The organism is Pseudonocardia adelaidensis (genome assembly GCF_039543345.1).
Classification (GTDB): domain Bacteria; phylum Actinomycetota; class Actinomycetes; order Mycobacteriales; family Pseudonocardiaceae; genus Pseudonocardia; species Pseudonocardia adelaidensis.
The window spans coordinates 209,033-227,685 of record NZ_BAABJO010000002.1 but is presented as its reverse complement, the minus strand read 5'-3'; the positions used below and the strand labels follow the sequence as shown (position 1 = coordinate 227,685).

17 protein-coding genes are annotated in these 18,653 nt (G+C 73.6%); 11 read left to right on the top strand and 6 right to left on the bottom strand.

The window, feature by feature from the left end; all coding sequences use genetic code 11:
• Nucleotides 1-4: 4 nt before the first annotated feature.
• Together ABEA81_RS02955 and ABEA81_RS02950 are read right to left on the bottom strand one after the other, a co-directional pair.
• On the bottom strand, nucleotides 5-778 hold the full coding sequence (locus ABEA81_RS02955) for a maleylpyruvate isomerase N-terminal domain-containing protein (protein WP_345603041.1): 774 nt from the start codon (nucleotides 776-778) through the stop codon (nucleotides 5-7).
• Nucleotides 775-2,436, bottom strand: a complete 1,662-nt coding sequence (locus ABEA81_RS02950; protein WP_345603040.1) for a long-chain fatty acid--CoA ligase — start codon at nucleotides 2,434-2,436, stop codon at nucleotides 775-777. The genes ABEA81_RS02955 and ABEA81_RS02950 overlap by 4 nt, the downstream gene beginning before the upstream one ends.
• Nucleotides 2,437-2,555: 119 nt before the next feature.
• Between ABEA81_RS02950 and ABEA81_RS02945 the strand changes: the two genes are divergently transcribed.
• Both ABEA81_RS02945 and ABEA81_RS02940 read left to right on the top strand, forming a co-directional pair.
• Complete coding sequence (locus ABEA81_RS02945; protein ID WP_345603038.1) at nucleotides 2,556-3,839, top strand: glutamate mutase L; 1,284 nt, start codon at nucleotides 2,556-2,558, stop codon at nucleotides 3,837-3,839.
• A 117-nt stretch (nucleotides 3,840-3,956) separates the two neighbouring features.
• Nucleotides 3,957-4,298 carry a hypothetical protein gene (locus tag ABEA81_RS02940; protein ID WP_345603037.1) on the top strand — a complete coding sequence of 114 codons (342 nt, stop codon included), beginning with the start codon at nucleotides 3,957-3,959 and terminating at the stop codon, nucleotides 4,296-4,298.
• 67 nt (nucleotides 4,299-4,365) lie between these two features.
• On the opposite strand, the gene ABEA81_RS02935 is transcribed toward ABEA81_RS02940, so the two are convergent.
• The 3 genes from ABEA81_RS02935 to ABEA81_RS02925 are packed head-to-tail and all read right to left on the bottom strand — an operon-like array spanning nucleotide 4,366 to nucleotide 7,195.
• Entirely contained in the window at nucleotides 4,366-5,007 is a 642-nt protein-coding gene (locus tag ABEA81_RS02935; RefSeq protein ID WP_345603035.1) for a LutC/YkgG family protein, read from the bottom strand.
• Nucleotides 5,004-6,470 (bottom strand): LutB/LldF family L-lactate oxidation iron-sulfur protein, encoded by a 1,467-nt coding sequence (locus ABEA81_RS02930; RefSeq protein WP_345603034.1) that lies wholly within the window; start codon nucleotides 6,468-6,470, stop codon nucleotides 5,004-5,006. The genes ABEA81_RS02935 and ABEA81_RS02930 overlap by 4 nt, the downstream gene beginning before the upstream one ends.
• Nucleotides 6,467-7,195 carry a (Fe-S)-binding protein gene (locus tag ABEA81_RS02925; protein WP_345603033.1) on the bottom strand — a complete coding sequence of 243 codons (729 nt, stop codon included), beginning with the start codon at nucleotides 7,193-7,195 and terminating at the stop codon, nucleotides 6,467-6,469. The genes ABEA81_RS02930 and ABEA81_RS02925 overlap by 4 nt, the downstream gene beginning before the upstream one ends.
• 273 nt (nucleotides 7,196-7,468) lie before the next feature.
• On the opposite strand from ABEA81_RS02925, the gene ahcY reads away from it, so the two are divergent.
• On the top strand, nucleotides 7,469-8,968 hold the full coding sequence (gene ahcY, locus ABEA81_RS02920; RefSeq protein ID WP_345603032.1) for an adenosylhomocysteinase: 1,500 nt from the start codon (nucleotides 7,469-7,471) through the stop codon (nucleotides 8,966-8,968).
• A gap of 41 nt (nucleotides 8,969-9,009) precedes the next feature.
• On the top strand, nucleotides 9,010-9,462 hold the full coding sequence (locus ABEA81_RS02915) for an NUDIX domain-containing protein (RefSeq protein ID WP_345603031.1): 453 nt from the start codon (nucleotides 9,010-9,012) through the stop codon (nucleotides 9,460-9,462).
• Between the two features lie 99 nt (nucleotides 9,463-9,561).
• On the opposite strand, the gene ABEA81_RS02910 is transcribed toward ABEA81_RS02915, so the two are convergent.
• Entirely contained in the window at nucleotides 9,562-10,305 is a 744-nt protein-coding gene (locus ABEA81_RS02910; RefSeq protein ID WP_345603030.1) for an ArsR/SmtB family transcription factor, read from the bottom strand.
• Nucleotides 10,306-10,369: 64 nt separating this feature from the next.
• Here ABEA81_RS02910 and ABEA81_RS02905 point away from each other — a divergent pair, with 64 nt between their 5' ends.
• The 7 genes from ABEA81_RS02905 to hpf all read left to right on the top strand — a co-directional run bounded on the left by ABEA81_RS02905 (nucleotide 10,370) and on the right by hpf (nucleotide 18,575).
• Complete coding sequence (locus ABEA81_RS02905) at nucleotides 10,370-11,737, top strand: MFS transporter (protein WP_345603028.1); 1,368 nt, start codon at nucleotides 10,370-10,372, stop codon at nucleotides 11,735-11,737.
• A 57-nt stretch (nucleotides 11,738-11,794) separates the two neighbouring features.
• Nucleotides 11,795-12,436, top strand: a complete 642-nt coding sequence (locus ABEA81_RS02900) for a dTMP kinase (protein WP_345603027.1) — start codon at nucleotides 11,795-11,797, stop codon at nucleotides 12,434-12,436.
• Between the two features lie 192 nt (nucleotides 12,437-12,628).
• Nucleotides 12,629-13,306: an MtrAB system response regulator MtrA gene (gene mtrA, locus ABEA81_RS02895; RefSeq protein WP_147257591.1), complete on the top strand. Its 678-nt coding sequence runs from the start codon at nucleotides 12,629-12,631 to the stop codon at nucleotides 13,304-13,306.
• A gap of 22 nt (nucleotides 13,307-13,328) precedes the next feature.
• Nucleotides 13,329-15,029, top strand: a complete 1,701-nt coding sequence (gene mtrB / locus ABEA81_RS02890) for an MtrAB system histidine kinase MtrB (RefSeq protein WP_345603026.1) — start codon at nucleotides 13,329-13,331, stop codon at nucleotides 15,027-15,029.
• Nucleotides 15,026-16,792: an LpqB family beta-propeller domain-containing protein gene (locus ABEA81_RS02885; protein ID WP_345603025.1), complete on the top strand. Its 1,767-nt coding sequence runs from the start codon at nucleotides 15,026-15,028 to the stop codon at nucleotides 16,790-16,792. Before mtrB ends, ABEA81_RS02885 begins: the two co-directional genes overlap by 4 nt.
• A gap of 232 nt (nucleotides 16,793-17,024) precedes the next feature.
• A complete protein-coding gene (locus ABEA81_RS02880; protein WP_345603024.1) occupies nucleotides 17,025-17,666 on the top strand; it encodes a ComF family protein in 642 nt (213 codons plus the stop codon).
• Between the two features lie 255 nt (nucleotides 17,667-17,921).
• Entirely contained in the window at nucleotides 17,922-18,575 is a 654-nt protein-coding gene (hpf, locus tag ABEA81_RS02875) for a ribosome hibernation-promoting factor, HPF/YfiA family (protein ID WP_345603023.1), read from the top strand.
• Nucleotides 18,576-18,653: the final 78 nt, after the last annotated feature.

The window sequence follows — 18,653 nt, the reverse complement described above, 5'->3', positions numbered from 1 at the left end:
CGCGTCAGCAGATCAACGGGAGGCGGGCCGCCGCCGCTCCCAGCGCCCGGCGTTCGCCGCCGCCCGGCGGCACCCGGCCCGTCCCGAGCAGCGCCCAGCGCTCGTCCGGCCAGTCGGTGGGCGCCGGGTGGCCGAGCAGCGCGTCGAGCGTGCAGCGCACCAGCGCGAGGGGCTCGGGCCGGGGGCCGGGGCGGCGCAGCTCGAGTACGAGGTCGAGGTGGTGCACGGCCGCCTTCACCGCCAACGTGGTGACGAGGTCCACCGCCTGCAGGACGTGGCCGCGCGTCGCGACCAGCGCCTCGGGCGGGGTGCGCCCGGCGAGCCCGACGACGGCACGCGTGGTCTCCATGAAGGTGCGCACCAGGTCCTCGAGCTCCCAGGCCCCGGCGATCGTGCGCAGGTTGCGCAGCTCGCGGAAGCCGGGGTCGTCGGTCGGCTCGACGTCCGACCACCAGGTGACGGCGTCGCGGTCGGCGGGCCCGGCGGCCGGGCTGGCCAGTGCCACGAGCGCCCGCTGGACGTCGCCGAGCAGGTGCACGAGCAGGTCGCGCACCGTCCACCCCAGGCAGCGGGTGGGCAGCCAGGAGTCCTCCTCCTCGAGCGAGGAGGCGATCGTCGAGATGTCGGAGTACGCGATCCGCAGGGCGGTGAGCTCCGGGCTCTGCAGCGGTGACGTTCGCGGGGGGTCGCTCCGCGAAGCACCGCTCATCGTGTGCGGCAGGCTCCCGTTCGGGCGGTTGGTGGTGGTGCGGGTCGAGACGAGTCGTGCCGTTGTCATGTCCTGCCGTCATCGGTCGTGCTGGCCGCTGCGGGTGCGGTTACCTGGTAGCCACCGAACTTCTCACGAAGCGTCTTCTTGGAGAACTTCCCCACGCTGGTCTTGGGCACCTCGTCGATGAACTCCACCGCATCGGGGAGCCACCACTTCGCCACGCGGGACTCGAGGTGGGCGATGACCTCGTCGGCGGTGAGCGTCTCGCCCGGCTTGACGACGACGCAGGCGAGCGGACGTTCCACCCATTTCGGGTGCGGGATCGCGATCACGGCGGCCTCGGCGACCTTCGGGTGCGCCATGATCTCGTTCTCCAGCTCGACGGAGCCGATCCACTCGCCGCCGGACTTGATGAGGTCCTTGGTGCGGTCGACGAGCCGCAGGAAGCCGTACCGGTCGGCGGCCGCGACGTCGCCGGTGCGCAGCCAGCCGTCGTCGGTGAACTGGGCGCCGCCGCCCTCGCCGCGGTAGTACTCGGCGGCGATCCACGGTCCGGCGGCCTGGATCTCGCCGGTCGCGACGTCGTCCCACGGCTGCGGCTCACCCGTGGCCGGGTCGGCCAGCCGCAGGTCGACCAGCGGCACGGCCTGGCCCTGCCGTGCGCGGGCGTCGGCGCGCTCGGCCTCGGTGAGCGACGCGTGGTGCGAGCGCGGGGTGGACATGCTGGCGATCGGGCTGGTCTCGGTCATCCCCCAGGCGTGCAGCATCGGCACGCCGATGGCCTCCCGGTAGGCCTCCGAGAGCGCCTTCGGCACGGCCGACCCGCCGCAGAGGATCGTGCGCAGCGCGCTCAGGTCGTGCTGGGCGAGCAGCGGCAGCATCCCCATCCAGATCGTCGGCACGCCGCCGGTGACGGTGACGCGGCGGCGTTCCAGTAGCCCGGCGATGGCCTGGGGGGTCATGTTCGGGCCGGGGAACACCAGGTCGGCGCCCGCCAGCAGGGCCCCGTACGGCAGGCCCCACGCGTTGGCGTGGAACATCGGGACGACCGGGAGCAGCACGTCGCGCTCCGAGAGCGCGGCACCGTCGGCGATCAGCGTGATCAGGGAATGCAGCACGGTGGAGCGGTGGCTGTAGACCACGCCCTTCGGGTTGCCGGTGGTGCCCGAGGTGTAGCACATCGCCGCCGCGGTGTTCTCGTCCGTGATCTCGAACCGCCCCTCGAACGGGGTCGCCGCGGCGAGCAGCTCCTCGTAGTCGTGCACGCGCGGGTCGGTGGGGATCTCGGTGTCGGCGCCGTCGTCGAGCACGACGACGTGCCGGACGGTCTCCAGCTTGTCCACCAGCGGCCAGAACAGCGGAAGCACGGAGCGGTCGACGAACACCACCTCGTCCTCGGCGTGGTTCGCCACGTAGACCAGCTGCTCGGGGAAGAGCCGGATGTTCAGCGTGTGCAGCACCCGTCCGGTGCACGGGACGGCGAGGTACAGCTCCAGGTGACGAGCGGTGTTCCAGGCGAACGTGCCCACCCGCCCGTCCGCGCTGACGTCGAGGGTGTCCAGCACGGTGGCCAGCCGCCGCACGCGGTGGGCCCACTCGGCCACGGTGGTGCGGGTCTCCTCCGCGGTGCCCGCGGTGACGATCGTCTTGTGCCCGAAGTACTGCTCGGCCCGGTGGAAGACGTGCGGCAGGGCGAGCGGTCGATCCTGCATCAGACCGAGCATCGAGGGCCTCCTGGGGCGCGGCTGTGGCATGCGTCACCGAAAGTTACCTCCGGACGAGTGGCCGCACCATCGGCTCCATCGAGCGCCAACCGGGTCACCAGCGATTAGGCTCGTGCGCCGTGACTCCCACCGACCAGGCCGCATCGGTCTGCCTCGACGTGGGGTCGACGTGGACCAAGGCGGCGCTGGTGCACGCGGACGGTTCGTTGGCGGGGTTCGCCGAGCACCCGACCACCACCGGTGACGTCCTCGCCGGCATGGACGCCGCCGTGCGCGCTGTGTCCGCGGCGGGCGGCGGCGAGGAGCCGGAGCTCTTGGCCTGCTCGTCGGCGGGGGGCGGGCTGCGCCTCGCCGTGGTGGGGGCCGACCGGCTGTCGGCGGCCGAGGCGGGCCACCGGGTGGCCGTGTCCGCCGGGGCGCACGTGGTCCACGTGCACGCCGGTCCGCTGGAGCCGTCGGACGTCCGGCTGCTGCGCAGTGCCCGCCCGGCCGTGGTGCTGCTCGTGGGCGGCGCGGACGGCGACGACCCGGCCGGGCTGCTGCACAACGCCAGTCGTCTGGCCAGGGCCAGGATCCGCCACCCGATCGTGCTCGCCGGCAACTCCGCGGCCCGCGAGGACGCGCTCGCGCTGCTGCGCGCCACCGGCCGCAGCGTGGTGGCGTGCGACAACGTGCTTCCCCGCCTGGGCGAGGTGGTGCCCGGCCCGGCGCGCGCCGCACTCGCCGACCTGTACCGGCGACACGCGATCGGTGGCCGCGGCCCGGCCGTCGCGCCCCGGTTCCGCAGGCTGGTGCGGGTGGTCACGCCGGAGGCGGTGGGGCACGCGGCCACCAGCCTCGCCGCGATCTGCGACGCGCGGGTGCTCGTGGTCGACGTGGGCTGCGCGACCACCGACGTCCACTCCGCCGACCGGGCCGAGCCGGTCCGCACCGTCGAGGGCGACCTCGGCGTGCGCGCGGCCGCGGGCGGCGTGCTCGTCGAGAGCCAGGCGGAGGGCATCGTCGACCCGGTGGAGGCCGACCTGCTGGGCCCCACCGTCGCCCGGATGGCCACCGAGACCGGCTACGTCCCGCGCGACCGGGGCAGCGCCGCCGAGGACCGGCGCATCGCCGCCCTCGCGGCCGTGATCGCGGTACGCAGGCACCTGCGCGTGCACGGCGACGCCGGGCGTGACGTGGGGCTCGTGGTGCTGGCCGGCGGCGTGTTCCGCCAGCGGAACCTCGCCGGTGGCCTCCCTGCGGTGGTGGCCACCCTGCGCACCGACCCCGTGCTCGCGCCGGTGCTCGCCGACGCGCCGGTCGTGGTCGACTCCGACTTCGCGGTGGTTCCCGCCGGGCTCCTCGCCGCCCGCGGACGTACGGAGGCGGCCGAGTCGCTGCTGCGTGACCACCTGCTCGGCTGACGGTCTCCGTGGTGCCGCTCGTCGACGGCGCCGGACCCCTCGCCGAGGAGGTCCGAACCGCCCGGGCCGCGGCCCGTGCTTCGAGTCGAAGGCCGGATCCGACTCGGAGGTTCCCGCATGTTCCGCACCATCGCGCTGGCTGCCGTCGCCGCCGTCGCACTCTCCGCCTGCAGCGTGAGCGAGGTCCCCGTTCCCGCATCGCCCGGCCGCACCGCGCCCGTCACCGAGCTCGGGCGGCCGCCGGGAACGATCGTGAGCGCGAACAGCACCGCCAAGCTCGGCACCGTGGTCGTCGACGGGCTCGGCTTCACCCTCTACCGGTTCGACCGCGACAGCGCGCGGCCGCCGGCCGCCACGTGCGCCAGCCCGTGCACCGAGACCTGGGAGCCGGTTCTCGCCGCCGACGGGGCGTGGTTCGCGGTCGCGCCGGACGGTGACAAGGCCGCTGCCCCGAAGTAGGCCGGCCAGGCAGCGGATGCCGGCAAGGTGGCTTCACCGGCACAGCACAGGTGAAGCCACCTTGCCGTCACCAGCGCGCGGCGCCGGCCAGCACCACGATCAGGGTGCGCGGGCCGTGCACGCCCTCCACCCGCTCCAGCTCGATGTCGCTGGTGGCCGATGGGCCGCTGACGAACGTGATCGGGCGGGTCGGCTCCAGCGCGGCGATGAGCTCCGGGACCGTCTGCACCACCTGCTCGGCGCGCACCACGCAGACGTGCACGTCGGGCACCAGCGTGATCGCGCGCCTGCCCTGGTCCGGCGAGCCGTCGAGGGCGATCGTGCCGGTGACGGCGCAGGCCGCGGCGCAGCCCGTGAGCACGGCCGCCGCGGCGTCGAGGTCCGCGGGCGAGAGCCCGTCGTCGGTGTGGCGGGTGGCCGCGACGTCGCCGGGCCACCACCCGTCCGGCAGGCCCGGTGGTACCACCACGTCGCCGGCGACGTCGGCCAGCGCGATCCGCACCGCTTCCCCGACGCCGTCCGCCGGGGCGTCCAGCACCGTCGCCTTGTAGTCGACGAGCCGGTCGCGGAAGAGCGCGAGCAGCTCGGGCGACCCGGCCCAGTACTCCCCGCTGCGGTGGTAGTCGCGGGGCACCTCAGGGGGCGGCGGGTGCCCGGCGGCGGCGTTGGCGGCGCGGATGCGGCCGAGCACCTCCTCGCGGGCCGTCACGATGCACCCCCGCGCTCGCGCGCCCACCACTCCCGGAACGTCTCCGCCGGCGGGCGCGGGGCGTCCCGGCTCGCCGTCCAGGCCGACAGCGGGGGTGGCAGCGCACGGATCCGGCCGGTTCGGCGGCCGAGCACGCGTCCCACCCGCGACCCCTTCTCGGCCGCCGCGAAGCGGGCCGGGGAGGACATCACCCAGGACGCCGCCGCCATCGCGATCGCCTCGGCGCTCGGCACCGGTCGCTTCCGCTGCTCGTCGACGTGCCGGGCCCGCAGCTTCACCAGCAGGGACGGGATGTCGATCCGCACCGGGCAGGCGTCGAAGCAGGCGCCGCAGAGGCTCGAGGCGTACGGCAGCGACGCGTTGTCCTCCACGCCCGTGAGCTGCGGCGAGAGCACCGCGCCGATCGGGCCGGGGTAGACGGAGCCGTACGCGTGCCCGCCGGTGCGCTCGTAGACCGGGCAGACGTTCAGGCAGGCCGAGCACTTGATGCAGTGCAGCGCGGTGCGACCCAGGTCGTCGCCGAGCGCCGCGGTTCGGCCGTTGTCGAGCAGCACGAGGTGGAACGTCTGCGGGCCGTCGCCGGGTGTGACGCCGGTCCAGGCCGAGGTGTACGGGTTCATCCGCTCGCCGGTGGACGAGCGGGGCAGCAGCTGCAGGAAGACCTCCAGGTCCTGCCACGTCGGCACGACCTTCTCGATCCCCATCACGGTGATCAGCGTCTCCGGCAGCGTGAGGCACATCCGCCCGTTGCCCTCGGACTCGACGACCAGCAGCGTGCCGGTGTCGGCCACCCCGAAGTTGGCGCCCGAGATCGCCACCTTGGCCCGCAGGAAGCGCTCCCGCAGGTGGGCGCGCGCCGCCATGGCGAGCCGGCGCGGCTCGGCCGTGAGCTCCGGGTCGACGTCCGGCATCTCGCGCAGGAAGATCTCGCGGATCTCCGCGCGGTTGCGGTGGATGGCCGGCACCAGGATGTGGCTGGGCAGGTCGCCGCCCAGCTGCACGATGAGCTCGGCGAGGTCGGTCTCGTGCGCCTCGATCCCGGCCCCTTCGAGGGCCTCGTTGAGGCCGATCTCCTGGGTGGCCATCGACTTGACCTTGACGACCTCGGACGCCCCGGTATCGCGGACCAGGCCGGTGACGATCGCGTTCGCCTCGTTCGCGTCGCGGGCCCAGTGCACCGTGCCGCCACGCGCGGTGACCTCGCGTTCGAGCCGCTCCAGGTGCTCGTCGAGCCGCGCCATCGTGGCGGCCTTGAGCGCCGAGCCGGCCAGGCGCAGCTGCTCCCAGTCGTCCAGCTCGCCGACGACGTTCAGGCGCTTGTTGCGGATCGTGCGGGTGGCGTGGCCCAGGTTGCGCCGCAGCTGGGAGTCGGCGAGCGCGCCGCGGGCGGCGTCGGGGAAGGACCGCTCGCCGCGCAGGTGCCCGACCCCGCGCGGGGCGGGGATCCCGAGGAAGGTCGTCATGAGGTGCTCGCCAGGATCTCGGCCAGGTGGACGGTGCGGGTGCCGCTGCGCAGCCGGGACAGGCCGCCCCCGATGTGCATGAGGCACGACGCGTCGCCCGCCGTGGCGACCTCGGCGCCGGTGGACAGGACGTTGCGCATCTTGTCGGCCAGCATCGCAGTGGACGTGTCGGCGTTCTTCAGCGCGAACGTGCCGCCGAACCCGCAGCACTGGTCGGCCTCGGGCAGCTCCAGCAACGTCATGCCGCGCACGTGGCGCAGTAGCCGCAGGGGCTTGTCGCCCACGCGCAGCATCCGCAGCGAGTGGCAGGTGGGGTGGTAGGTGACCCGGTGCGGGAAGTAGGCGCCCACGTCCTCGACGCCCAGCACGTCCACGAGCAGCTCGGACAGCTCGTACGTGCGCGCGGCCACGGCGTCGGCGCGCTCGGCGAGCCGGTCGTCGTGGGCGCCGCGGGCGACCATCGCGTGCTGGTGGCGCACGCAGCCCACGCACGACCCGGACGGCGCGACGATCACGTCGTAGGGCTCGAAGGTGGTCACGTGGTGGCGCACGAGAGGCACCGCCTCGCGCTGGTACCCGGTGTTGACGTGCATCTGGCCGCAGCACGTCTGGTCGGCCGGGAACACGACCTCGTGTCCCAGCCGCTCCAGCAGTGTGACGGTGGCCCGGCCGACCTCGGGGTGCACCGCGTCGCCCAGGCACGTCAGGAACAGCGCGATCCTCACCGCGTCAGCCTATGACCAGCGCGGTTGACAGCACCGGCCGGAGCTCGGATCCTGGGTGGCGCAATCGCGAAGTCGGGGTCGAGAGGCGCTGCGACGGGCCGGAGCCCGCCACGCTCGACCACCTGGCCATTGCACACGGAACAAGGGCGCCTGCACTCACACGAGGAGGGCGGGCCCGATGTTCTCCGTTCCGCCGTCCTCGAAGTCCCGGCGAGCCGGTGCACGAGTAGCGTGGCCGGCCGCACCAGCCCGACGAGGAGGCGTTAGTACCCCATGACCGCCACTGCCGACATCAGCAGCAGGCTGCAGAAGCGCAACGGCATCGACTTCGCCGTGGCCGATCTGGGCCTGGCGGAGTTCGGCCGCAAGGAGATCCGGCTCGCGGAGCACGAGATGCCCGGCCTGATGGCGCTGCGCCGCGAGTACGCGGAGGCGCGTCCGCTGCACGGGGCCCGGGTCGCGGGTTCGCTGCACATGACGGTGCAGACCGCGGTGCTGATCGAGACCCTGGTCAGCCTCGGGGCCGAGGTGCGCTGGGTGTCGTGCAACATCTTCTCCACCCAGGACCACGCGGCCGCGGCCATCGTCGTCGGCCCGAACGGCACCCCGGAGGCACCCACGGGCGTTCCGGTGTTCGCCTGGAAGGGCGAGTCGCTGGAGGAGTACTGGTGGTGCACCGAGCAGCTGTTCAAGTTCACCGACGAGGCGGGCAACGTGGTCGGCCCGAACATGATCCTCGACGACGGCGGTGACGCCACGCTGCTGGTGCACAAGGGCGTGGAGTTCGAGATGACCGGTGTCGTGCCGACCGTCGAGGACGAGGACCTCACCGTCTCCGACGAGTACCGGATCATCCTGGACACGCTGCGCCGCTCGCTGGCCGAGGACGGCAAGCGCTGGACCACGGTGGCCTCGGACATCCGCGGGGTGACCGAGGAGACCACCACCGGGGTGCACCGGCTCTACCAGCTCGCCGAGCAGGGGCTGCTGCTGTTCCCGGCGATCAACGTGAACGACTCGGTCACCAAGAGCAAGTTCGACAACAAGTACGGCATCCGCCACTCGCTCGTCGACGGCATCAACCGGGCCACCGACGTGTTGATCGGCGGCAAGGTCGCGGTCGTCTGCGGCTACGGCGACGTGGGCAAGGGTTCGGCCGAGGCACTGGCGGGGCAGGGCGCCCGGGTGATCGTCACCGAGGTGGACCCGATCTGCGCGTTGCAGGCACTGCTGGAGGGCTACCAGGTGGCGCGCCTGGAGGACGTGATCGGCCAGGCCGACCTGATCATCACGACCACCGGCAACAAGGACATCGTGTCCGCGGACCTCATGTCGCGCACCAAGCACCAGGCGATCATCGGCAACGTCGGGCACTTCGACAACGAGATCGACATGGCCGGGCTGGGCCGGTACCCGGGCATCCGGAAGATCAACATCAAGCCGCAGGTCGATGAGTGGATCTTCCCGGACGGGCACTCGATCATCGTGTTGTCCGAGGGTCGGCTGCTGAACCTGGGCAACGCCACCGGGCACCCGTCGTTCGTGATGTCCAACAGCTTCTCCAACCAGGTGATCGCGCAGATCGAGCTGTTCACCAAGCACGAGGAGTACAACAAGGACGTCTACCGGCTGCCCAAGGTCCTGGACGAGAAGGTGGCCCGGATCCACGTGCAGGCGCTGGGCGGTGAGCTGACGAAGCTGACCAAGGACCAGGCCGAGTACATCGGGGTGGACGTCGAGGGCCCGTTCAAGCCCGAGCACTACCGGTACTGAGAGAGCTCGCCCGGGGGAGCGTCACGACATAATGTGAATGCGTGGTGCTCCCCCGCGGCGACGGCGACGGTTGGACGTACTGCGCCCTCGGCCACAAGCACTGGGGGCTCTTCGGCGCGGCCGGGCTCCTGCTGTGGCACCGCGAGTGCGTGCTCCTGCAGCACCGCGCGCTGTGGAGCCACCACGGCGGCACGTGGGGGCTGCTGGGCGGCGCGCGCAACCGCGCGGAGACCGCGGAGCAGGCCGCTCGGCGCGAGGCCGCCGAGGAGGCGGGGCTGCGCGCCGACGCCTACGAGGTCACCGGCACCTACGTGGACGACCACGGGGGCTGGTCGTACACCACGGTGGTCGGCCAGGCCCGGACCGCGGTCCTGCCCACCGCGCTCACCGCCGAGACCCTCGAGGTGCGCTGGGTGTGCGCCGACCGCCTGGGCGAGCTCCCGCTCCACCCCGGCTTCGCCGCGACGTGGGAGACGGTCCGCGCGATCGCGTGACCCGCAGCCGTACGAACGGCACGCTCGTACGGCGCTATCGGAAGGTGCCGTTCGACCGACGAGCGGGCGCGCCGGGATGTCCTCCGACTCGCCGGCTGGTCAGGCGGCCCACTGGATGTGCAGGTTCTCGGCGAGTGCCGCGGCGCCGGTCGGCGTGACCTTCACGCTGCGGCCGTGATCCCGCGGTCGGACCCAGCCCGCGGACCGGAAGCGGTCGAGGATCGAGCGCCCCAGCAGGCCGGCCAGGTGGTGCCGCTGCTCGCTCCAGTCGACGCAGTAGCGGATGAGCGGGCGCCTGCGATCCGGGACGACGACACCCATCTCGTCCAGCAGCCGCCAACCGGCAGGGGTCAGCGCGTAGGCGACGTCGCGCCCGTACCCCCGGACCTGGTCGTGCCGGCTGCGCTCCGGGTGGTGGCGGCCGTCCCCGCCGTCCAGGTACCCGTGCCCGATCATCGCCGCCATGATCTCCACGCCGAGCCGCCCGGCGAGGTGGTCGTAGCACGTGCGCGCGGCGCGCAACTGGGCTGCCTTCGTGCTCTCGCGCAGGGACCGGACGGGCCGCGCCGGGGCGATCTCCATGAGTTTCTCCAGCAGCTCCCCGACCTGGGGCCCGGCCAGCCGGTAGTAGCGGTTCCGCCCCTGCGCCTCGACGCGCAGCAGCCCGGCATCGGCCAGCTTGCCGAGGTGGCTGCTGGCGGTGGCCCGCGTGACGCCCGCCTCGTCGGCGAGCACGCTCGCCGGGAGCGCCCGCCCGTCGTTCAGCGCGAGGAGCACCCGGCACCGCGCCCGGTCGGCGAGCAGCGCCGTGACCTCGCTGATCTCCACGTCTCCTGCGGTCACGTCCCCACGGTAGGCCGTGGACGATTCGATCCTGGTCGAACCGCTTCCGGCACATCCTGCGGTCATGACTGGCAGCACTGGAGAACAGACCCGCAGGACGTCCGCGGCGCCGCGGGCGGCGCTGGTCGCGGCGTGCCTGGGCTTCTTCGTCATCCAGCTCGACGCGACCGTCGTGAACGTCGCGCTCGAAGCCGTCCGTGCCGACCTGGGCGGTGCGCTCGCCGACCAGCAGTGGGTCGTGGCGAGCTACACCGTCGCACTCGCCGCGGGCATGCTCACCGCGGGCTCGATGGGGGACCGGTTCGGGTCGCGGCGAGTCTGCCTGCTGGGGCTTGCGGTCTTCGCGCTGGCGTCCGTCGCGTGCGCGGCCGCGCCCGACGTGCCGGTGCTGATCGCCGCCCGGACGCTGCAGGGCATCGGCGCCGCCGCGCTGCTGCCGTGCTCGCTCGCGCTGATCGTCCAGCAGTTCCCCGACCCGCGCGAACGGGCACCCGCCCTCGGTGTGTGGGGTGGCGTCTCCGGCATCGGGATGGCCGCGGGCCCCGTCGTCGGTGGGGTCCTGGTCGAGCTCGCGGGCTGGCGATCGATCTTCCTGGTGAACGTCCCGATCTGCCTGGTCGCGATCGTGATGATCGGCCGCTTCGCCGTGGAGTCACCGGCGCGGCGCGGCGGTCCGCTCGACCTGCAGGGGCTGGTGCTGGGAACGCCTGCGCTCGCCGCTCTCACCGGCGGGCTCATCGAAACCGGCCAGCTCGGGTGGACCCACCCGCTCCCGCTGGCCCTCCTGGCCGGCGGAACGCTCCTCGTCCCGATCTTCGTCCGGGTCGAGCGCCGCGCCCCCGAGCCGATGGTGCCCATGCGGGTCTTCGCGTCGCGACGGTTCTCGGCGGGGACGGGCGTGGGATTCCTCTTCAACTTCTGCCTCTACGGGGCCCTGCTGTGCGTGTCGCTGTTCCTGCAGGGCCCGCTCGGACAGCCGGCGTTCGCGGCCGGGATGCAGATCCTCCCGCTCACCGTGGCGATCGCGGTGGGCGCCGCGACGAGTGGCCGGCTCACCGCCCGCTTCGGCCCGCGCGTCCCGATGCTCCTCGGCTTGGGTGCGGGCGCGACCGGTGCGGGCCTGCTGCTCGCCGGCGGCTCCTCCGGCCCGGTGGAGTTGGTCGTGGCCGCGGGCGTGGTGCTCGGCTGCTGCTCCTTCGCGATGCCGGCGATGACGTCGGTCGTCATGTCCGACGTCGCGGCGCACCGGGCGGGGCTGGGCAGCGGCGTGCTGAACACCGCGCGGCAGGCGGGGGGCGCCCTGGGCGCGGCGGTCCTCGGCAGCCTGCTGGTCGTCGGGTCCGGGATGTCGCTGGTCGTCCCGATGGCCGTGACCGTCGTCGCGTACGCCGCGGCGATCGCACTCACCCTGCTGGCCACGTCCCGGCGCTGACGCACCGCCCGTACAGGCGCCCGCGGTCGCGGGATCCGCGCCCGGCATGATGCGCGCATGGGGCGGCTGATCGTCGTGGAGGGGCTGGACGGGGCCGGCAAGCGGACCCTGTCCGACGCGCTGTGCACGGCGCTCACCGCCAGTGGTGCGCGGATCGCCCGTTTCGCGTTCCCCCGCTACGACGCCGACGTGCACGCCGAGCTGGCCCGCGAGGCCCTCTACGGTCGGCACGGCGACCTCGCCGCGTCCGTCCACGGGATGGCGCTGCTGTTCGCGCTGGACCGGCGCGCGGCGGCCCCGGAGCTGCGGGCCGCGCGCGAGTCGCACGACGTGGTGCTCGTCGACCGCTACATCGCCTCGAACGTCGCCTACAACGCGGCGCGGCTGCACCAGCGCGCCGACGGCGAGTTCGCGGGCTGGGTGCGGGAGCTGGAGGTGGAGCGGTTCGGTGTGCCCGTGCCGGACCACCAGCTGCTGCTCGCCGTTCCGCGGGAGGTGGCCGCGCAGCGGGCCGCGCACCGGGAGCGCACCGAGGAGGGGCGGGAACGGGACGCGTACGAGTCGGACGCGCATCTCCAGGAGCGCACGGCCGCGGCGTACGCGCAGCTCGCGGCGGTGTCCTGGCTCTCGCCGTGGACGGTGCTGGACGGCAGTGGGCAGATCGAGGCCGGCACGCTCGCCGCTCAGCTCCTCGGGTAGCCGACCATCTCGGCTCGATGCCCGGTCACCCCGCCCAGCGTGGCATCACGCGACCCACCTCTGCCGGACCCGCCCGGAGGGCACGGCGCGCCGGATCATGCTCGCGTGGCTGAGGGACATGCCGGTGGGTGCAGTTCGGGCGAACCCGCGGGCCCGAGGCGGGCCCTCGGCGCGAGGTGGGATGCTGCGTTCATGAAGTCGCGCGTTCTGGTGGTCGACGACGACCCGGCGCTTGCCGAGATGTTGACGATCGTGCTGCGGGGCGAGGGGTTCGACACCGCCGTGGTCGCCGACGGCACGCGGGCCCTCCCGGCCGTGCGGGAGCTGCGGCCCGACGTCGTGCTGCTCGACCTGATGCTGCCCGGCATGAACGGCATCGACGTGTGCCGCGCCATCCGGTCCGAGTCCGGCGTGCCGATCGTGATGCTGACCGCCAAGAGCGACACCGTCGACATCGTCCTCGGCCTGGAGTCGGGCGCGGACGACTACGTGGTGAAGCCGTTCAAGCCCAAGGAGCTGGTGGCGCGGATCCGGGCCAGGGTGCGGCGCACCGAGGCCGAGCCCGCCGAGCAGCTCGCGATCGGCGACGTCACGATCGACGTACCCGCGCACCAGGTGATGCGGGACGGCGAGCAGATCGCGCTCACCCCGCTGGAGTTCGACCTCCTGGTGGCGCTGGCCCGCAAGCCGCGGCAGGTGTTCACGCGCGAGGTCCTGCTGGAGCAGGTCTGGGGCTACCGGCACGCGGCCGACACGCGGCTGGTGAACGTCCACGTGCAGCGGCTGCGGTCGAAGGTCGAGCGCGACCCGGAACACCCCGAGGTCGTGCTGACCGTCCGCGGCGTGGGGTACAAGGCGGGACCGCCGTGACCGCCCGGGCCCGCCACCCGGCATGACCACGCCGCTCCGCGAGCGGGTTCGGCGTCGCCTGGCCCCCACCCGGCAGCTGATCGCGGAGCTGACCGAGGCCTGGAGCGTGGCGTGGCGCCGTTCGCTGCAGCTGCGGGTCGTGATCAGCACCCTCGCGCTGTCGACGGCCGTCGTGCTCGTGCTCGGCCTCGTGCTGCAGACGCAGATCGCGCAGCGGCTGCTGCAGGCCAAGGAGGCCGACGCGCGCCTGCGGACGGAGACCGGCGCGGTGCTCCTGGAGCGGGACCTCGCAGGCGTCGACCCGGACCGCGAGGGCGCGCAGGGCGAGCTCAACAACGCGCTCGACCGGTTGACGAACGCGAGCTCCGCCGAGGACCAGCCCGCCACGGCCGGCGAGTTCCGCGCGGTGCTCAGCACGAGCGCCGGCGAGGCGGGGGCGCAGGTCGCCGCGGGCCCGGTGGACGACGTCCCGGCGACGCTGCGCGAGGCGGTGGCCGCGGGCACGCTCTCGAGCCAGTACACGACGACCCTCACCGAGCAGGGCGTGGAGGTCCCGACGCTCGTCGTCGGGCAGCCGGTGCGCACCGCCGTCGGGAACCTGGAGTTCTACCTGCTGTTCCCGCTCACCGCCGAGCAACGCACGCTCGGCACGGTGCAGAGCACGCTGATCGTCGGCGGGCTGGTGCTCCTGCTGCTGCTCGCGGGGATCGCCGGCATCGTCACGAGACAGGTCGTGCGGCCGGTGCGCCAGGCCGCCGAGATCGCGGAACGCTTCGCCGACGGCCACCTCGACGAGCGGATGCCGGTGCAGGGCGAGGACGAGGTGGCGCGCCTGGGGGAGTCCTACAACGAGATGGCGAGCAGCATCCAGAGCCAGATCCGGCAGCTGGAGGAGTTCGGGGCCCTGCAACGGCGCTTCACGTCCGACGTCAGCCACGAGCTGCGCACGCCGCTGACCACCGTGCGCATGGCCGCTGACGTGCTCTACGCCTCGCGCGACGAGCTGCTCCCCGCGCTGCGCCGCAGCTCGGAGCTGCTCGTCGCGGAGCTGGACCGGTTCGAGGCGCTGCTCGCCGACCTGCTCGAGATCAGCAGGCTGGACGCGGGTGTCGCGGAGCTGGGGGCCGAGGGCGTGGACATGCACGGGGTCGTCACGAGGGCCGTCGAGGCGGTCCGCGGCATCGCCGACGAGACCGGTACCCCGCTCGAGCTGGACCTGCCGGTCGGCGTGCACGCCGAGGTCGACCCGCGCCGCGTCGAGCGCATCGTGCGCAACCTCGTCGCGAACGCGATCGACCACAGCGAGGGCAAGCCCGTCCGCGTCGTGCTCGGGGCCGACGAGCGGACCGTGGCCGTGCTGGTGCGCGACCACGGCGTCGGCCTGCGGCCGGGCGAGGCGGGCCTGGTGTTCAACCGGTTCTGGCGGGCCGAGGAGTCGCGGGCCCGGCGCAGCGGCGGTAGCGGGCTGGGGCTGTCGATCGCCATCGAGGACGCCCGGCTGCACGGCGGGTGGTTGCAGGCGTGGGGCGAGGTCGGGAAGGGCGCCGCGTTCCGGCTGACGCTGCCGCGCACCGTCGGCGACGCCGTCGAGGCGAGCCCGCTGCCGCTGGGCCCAGAGGAGCCCCCTGCCCCGACCGAGCCCGCGTCGGTCCCCACCCCGCCCCGCCCGCGCCCGACCACCGTGCCCGCACGGCCCGACGGGTTCGAGCAGGACGAGCCGTGAGCGGGCCCGTGAGCGAGCGAGGGACACGGCGGCGCCGACGTGCCGCGCTCCTCCCGGCCCTCCTGCTCGCGCTCGCCGTGACGGCCGGGTGCGCGAGCGTGCCCGAGAGCTCCCCGGTGCAGGTGCTGCGCCAGGTCGAGGGCGGCGAGGACGCGATCGTGCCACCCGGCCCGGTCGCCGGCAGCAACCCGCTCGACCTCGTGCGCGACTTCGTGTTCGCGTCCGGCAGCAGCACCGAGCGGCACGGCGCGGCCCGCCGGTTCCTGTCCCCCGACGCCGCGGGCTGGGACGACTCCGCGGGCCTCACCGTGCTCGACGGCCAGTTCGACACCGTCCCGGCCCCGGGGGCGGGCGGCCCGAGCGCCGACACCACGACGATCCGGATCCGCGGTACGGCGATCGGTCACCTCACCTCGTCCGGCTCGTTCGAGCCAGGGCAGTCCATGTTCCAGCAGGACGTCACCGTCGTCCGCCGGGACGGCCAGTGGCGGATCTCCGACCTCCCGGCCGGGGTCGTCGTGCCGCTCTCGGTGTTCCGGGACAACTACAAGCCGGTGCGCACCTGGTTCATCGACCCCGTGCGCAGGCTCGCCGTCGCCGACGTGCGGCACGTGCCGAGCGTGCCGGCGCGCGCCCAGGCCGCCCGCGTGATGGAGCTGCTGCTCGCCGGGCCGTCCGGGGCGCTCACCGGCGCGGCCGTCTCCCTCCTCCCACCGGGCGCGCAGCTGCGGTCGAACGTGACGACGAGCGACGACGGAGCCGTCGTCGTCGACCTCACCCGGCTCGGAGACCTCGACGAGTCGTCGCGGATGCTGCTCGCCGCGCAGGTGGTGCTGTCGCTCTCCGAGGTGAACGTCGGGCGCGTCCGGCTGCTCGCCGACGGCGAGCCGCTCCTGCCGGACCGGCAGGACCTCACCCGCGAGGACGTCGCCGCGCTGTCGGCGGAGGTCGAGCCGGGCGCCGACGTGCCGGGGCTCGTCGTGGCCGGGGGGCGCGTGCGCCAGCTCAGCGGACCGGAACCCAGCGCTCCGCTGCCCGGCCCGCTCGGCGACGGCGCCTACGACGTGGAGTCCGCCGCCTCCACCGTGGACGGGAGGCGCCTCGCGGCCGTGGCCGGGGTCGGTGCCCAGCGCTCGCTGCTCATCGGCAACGCGGCCGCGGGTGACGTCACGGCGGTGCCGCTCTCGGCGGGCACCATGACCCGACCGTCCTGGACCCCCACCGGCGGCGAGGTGTGGACGGTCCTGGACTCCAGGGTGGTCGCTCGCGTACTCGTCGACAACACGGCGCCGCCGCGCACCGGCCGCGTCAACGCCGACGCGCTCGCCGGGATCGGGCCGATCGAGGACCTGCGTCTGTCCCGCGACGGCATGCGGGTCCTCGCCGTGATCGGCGGTGGCCTCTACACCGGCGCCGTCGCCCGCACCATCGACGGCGAGGTGGCGATCCGCAACGTCCGTCGGCTGCGCTCGGACGACCTCGGCGCGGTCGCGTCCGCGGACTGGCGCTCCACCGAGTCGATCGTCGCGATCACCCGCAACCCCGAGATGCTGGTCGGGCAGGTCAGCGTCGACGGCCTCGTCGTCACGCAGATCGTGAGCAACAACCTCACGGCCCCGCTCACCGCGATCGCGGCGGCGGCCAACCGGCCGCTGTGGGTCACCGACCAGACCGGCGTCTGGAGCTTCGGCGGCGGCGACCAGGTCGCATGGCGCCAGGTGCTCTCAGGCGCCCCGGACGCCGTCCCCCTCTACCCGGGCTGACCGGTTCCCGAACGCGGAGCTCGCCCGAGCTGACGCGGGACCCGCCCACTGAAACGCGGGACTCGCCCTGTCGAGATGCGGGGCTCGCCGGGGCCGCGCGAGTCTCGCGTTCCGGCAGGCGAGTCTCGCGTTTCGGGGGACGAGTTCTCCGTTTCGCGCACGGGCGCAGGTGTTGTGGACAACTCCGCTTCGCGCGGCGCCGCGTGACCGGGGTGGGCGGGATGCTGGTCCCGTGGACGTGCGGGGGCTCGGCGCGGCGCTGGTCGATCTCGTGCTCCCCGGTGACTGCGCCGGGTGCGGCGCGCCCGAGCACCCGTGGTGCGCGCAGTGCCGGGGGGAGCTCGGGCCGCCGACGCGCCCGCACCTGCCCGGCGGGCCTGCCGTGCTCGCGGTCGGGCGGTACACCGGTGCGCTGCGCTCGGCACTGCTGCACTACAAGGAACGCGGCAGGCGCGACCTCGCCCGCCCGCTCGGGCAACTGCTCGCGGCGGCGCTCGACGAGGCGGTCGGCCCGGCGCCGGTGTGGCTCGTACCCGCTCCGTCACGCCCGGCGGCGGCCCGGGAGCGCGGCGGCGACCACGTCGCCCGCCTCTGCCGCGTGGTGGCGCGCGGTCGGCCCGGCGTGCGGGTCGTGCGGCCGCTGCGGCTGGCCCGCCGGGCACGCGACTCGGTGGGCCTCGACGCCGACCAGCGTGCCGCCAACCTGGCGGGCCGGGTGCTCGTGCGCACCGCCGCGCTGCCCGGCCCCGGCCCCGTGCTGCTCGTCGACGACGTGGTGACGACCGGTGCCACGCTGCGGACCTGCGGCGATGCGCTCGCCGGAGTGGGCGTGGACGTAGCGGCGGCGCTCGTCCTCTGCGACGCCACCACCTAGCAGTTGATCATGGAGTCCGACAATCGTACCGCCGTGGCCCGGGATGCGGAACCTTTCGAGCCCCGGTTCCACCCGGCCCGGGGTCAGTGCGTCGTGGGGTCTGTTGCCGAACCGTGATGCGCGTTACGGTGCTCGGCATCCCACCGAGGCACCCATCAGGAGGATCACCGATCGAGCGCCGGGGGTGGGAACTCCCGGCACCCCAGCAAACGTCAACCCGACGCCAAAGCGATGCTGAGAGCGAGGGAAGTCTGCGTGGAGATCGTTGTCACCGGGCGAAACGTCGAGGTCCCCGACCACTTCCGGATCCATGTGACCGAGAAGATCGGTCGACTTGAGCGATACGACCACAAGATCGTGGGCATGGAGGTCGAGCTCTTCCACGAGCGGAACCGCCGTCAGCTCAAGAGCTGCCAGCGTATCGAGATCACCGGCAGGGGGTGCGGTCCCGTCGTGAGAGCGGAGGCCTGCGCGCAGGACTTCTACGCCGCTCTGGACTCGGCGGTGGCCAAGCTCGAGTCGCAGCTGCGCCGCTCGCACGACCGCCGCAGGGTCACCGGCAAGCGCGCCCGCGTGATGGCGGGCCGCGGCGCGGGTACGGCCGTGCTCGACGACGTGGCCGTCACCGACGACGATCGCACCGATGACGAAGCCGACCTCCGCGCCGACGACACCCTCGACATCCCCGGTCCCCGCGCACACGACGAGGACCTGCCGGAGGTGCTTCCCGGCCGTGTGGTCCGGCACAAGGTGCACACGGCCAAGCCGATGACCGTCGACGACGCGCTGTCCCGGATGGAGCTCGTCGGGCACGACTTCTACCTGTTCTCGGACGTCGACAGCGGCTATCCGTGCGTCGTCTACCGGCGCAAGGGCTACGACTACGGGATGATCCGCCTGGAGCACTGACGATCCGGCAGCCCTGCTCGGGAGGGGCGGTCCGCGTTCGAGGAGGAACGCGGACCGCCCCTCCGGCGTTGTTCGGTG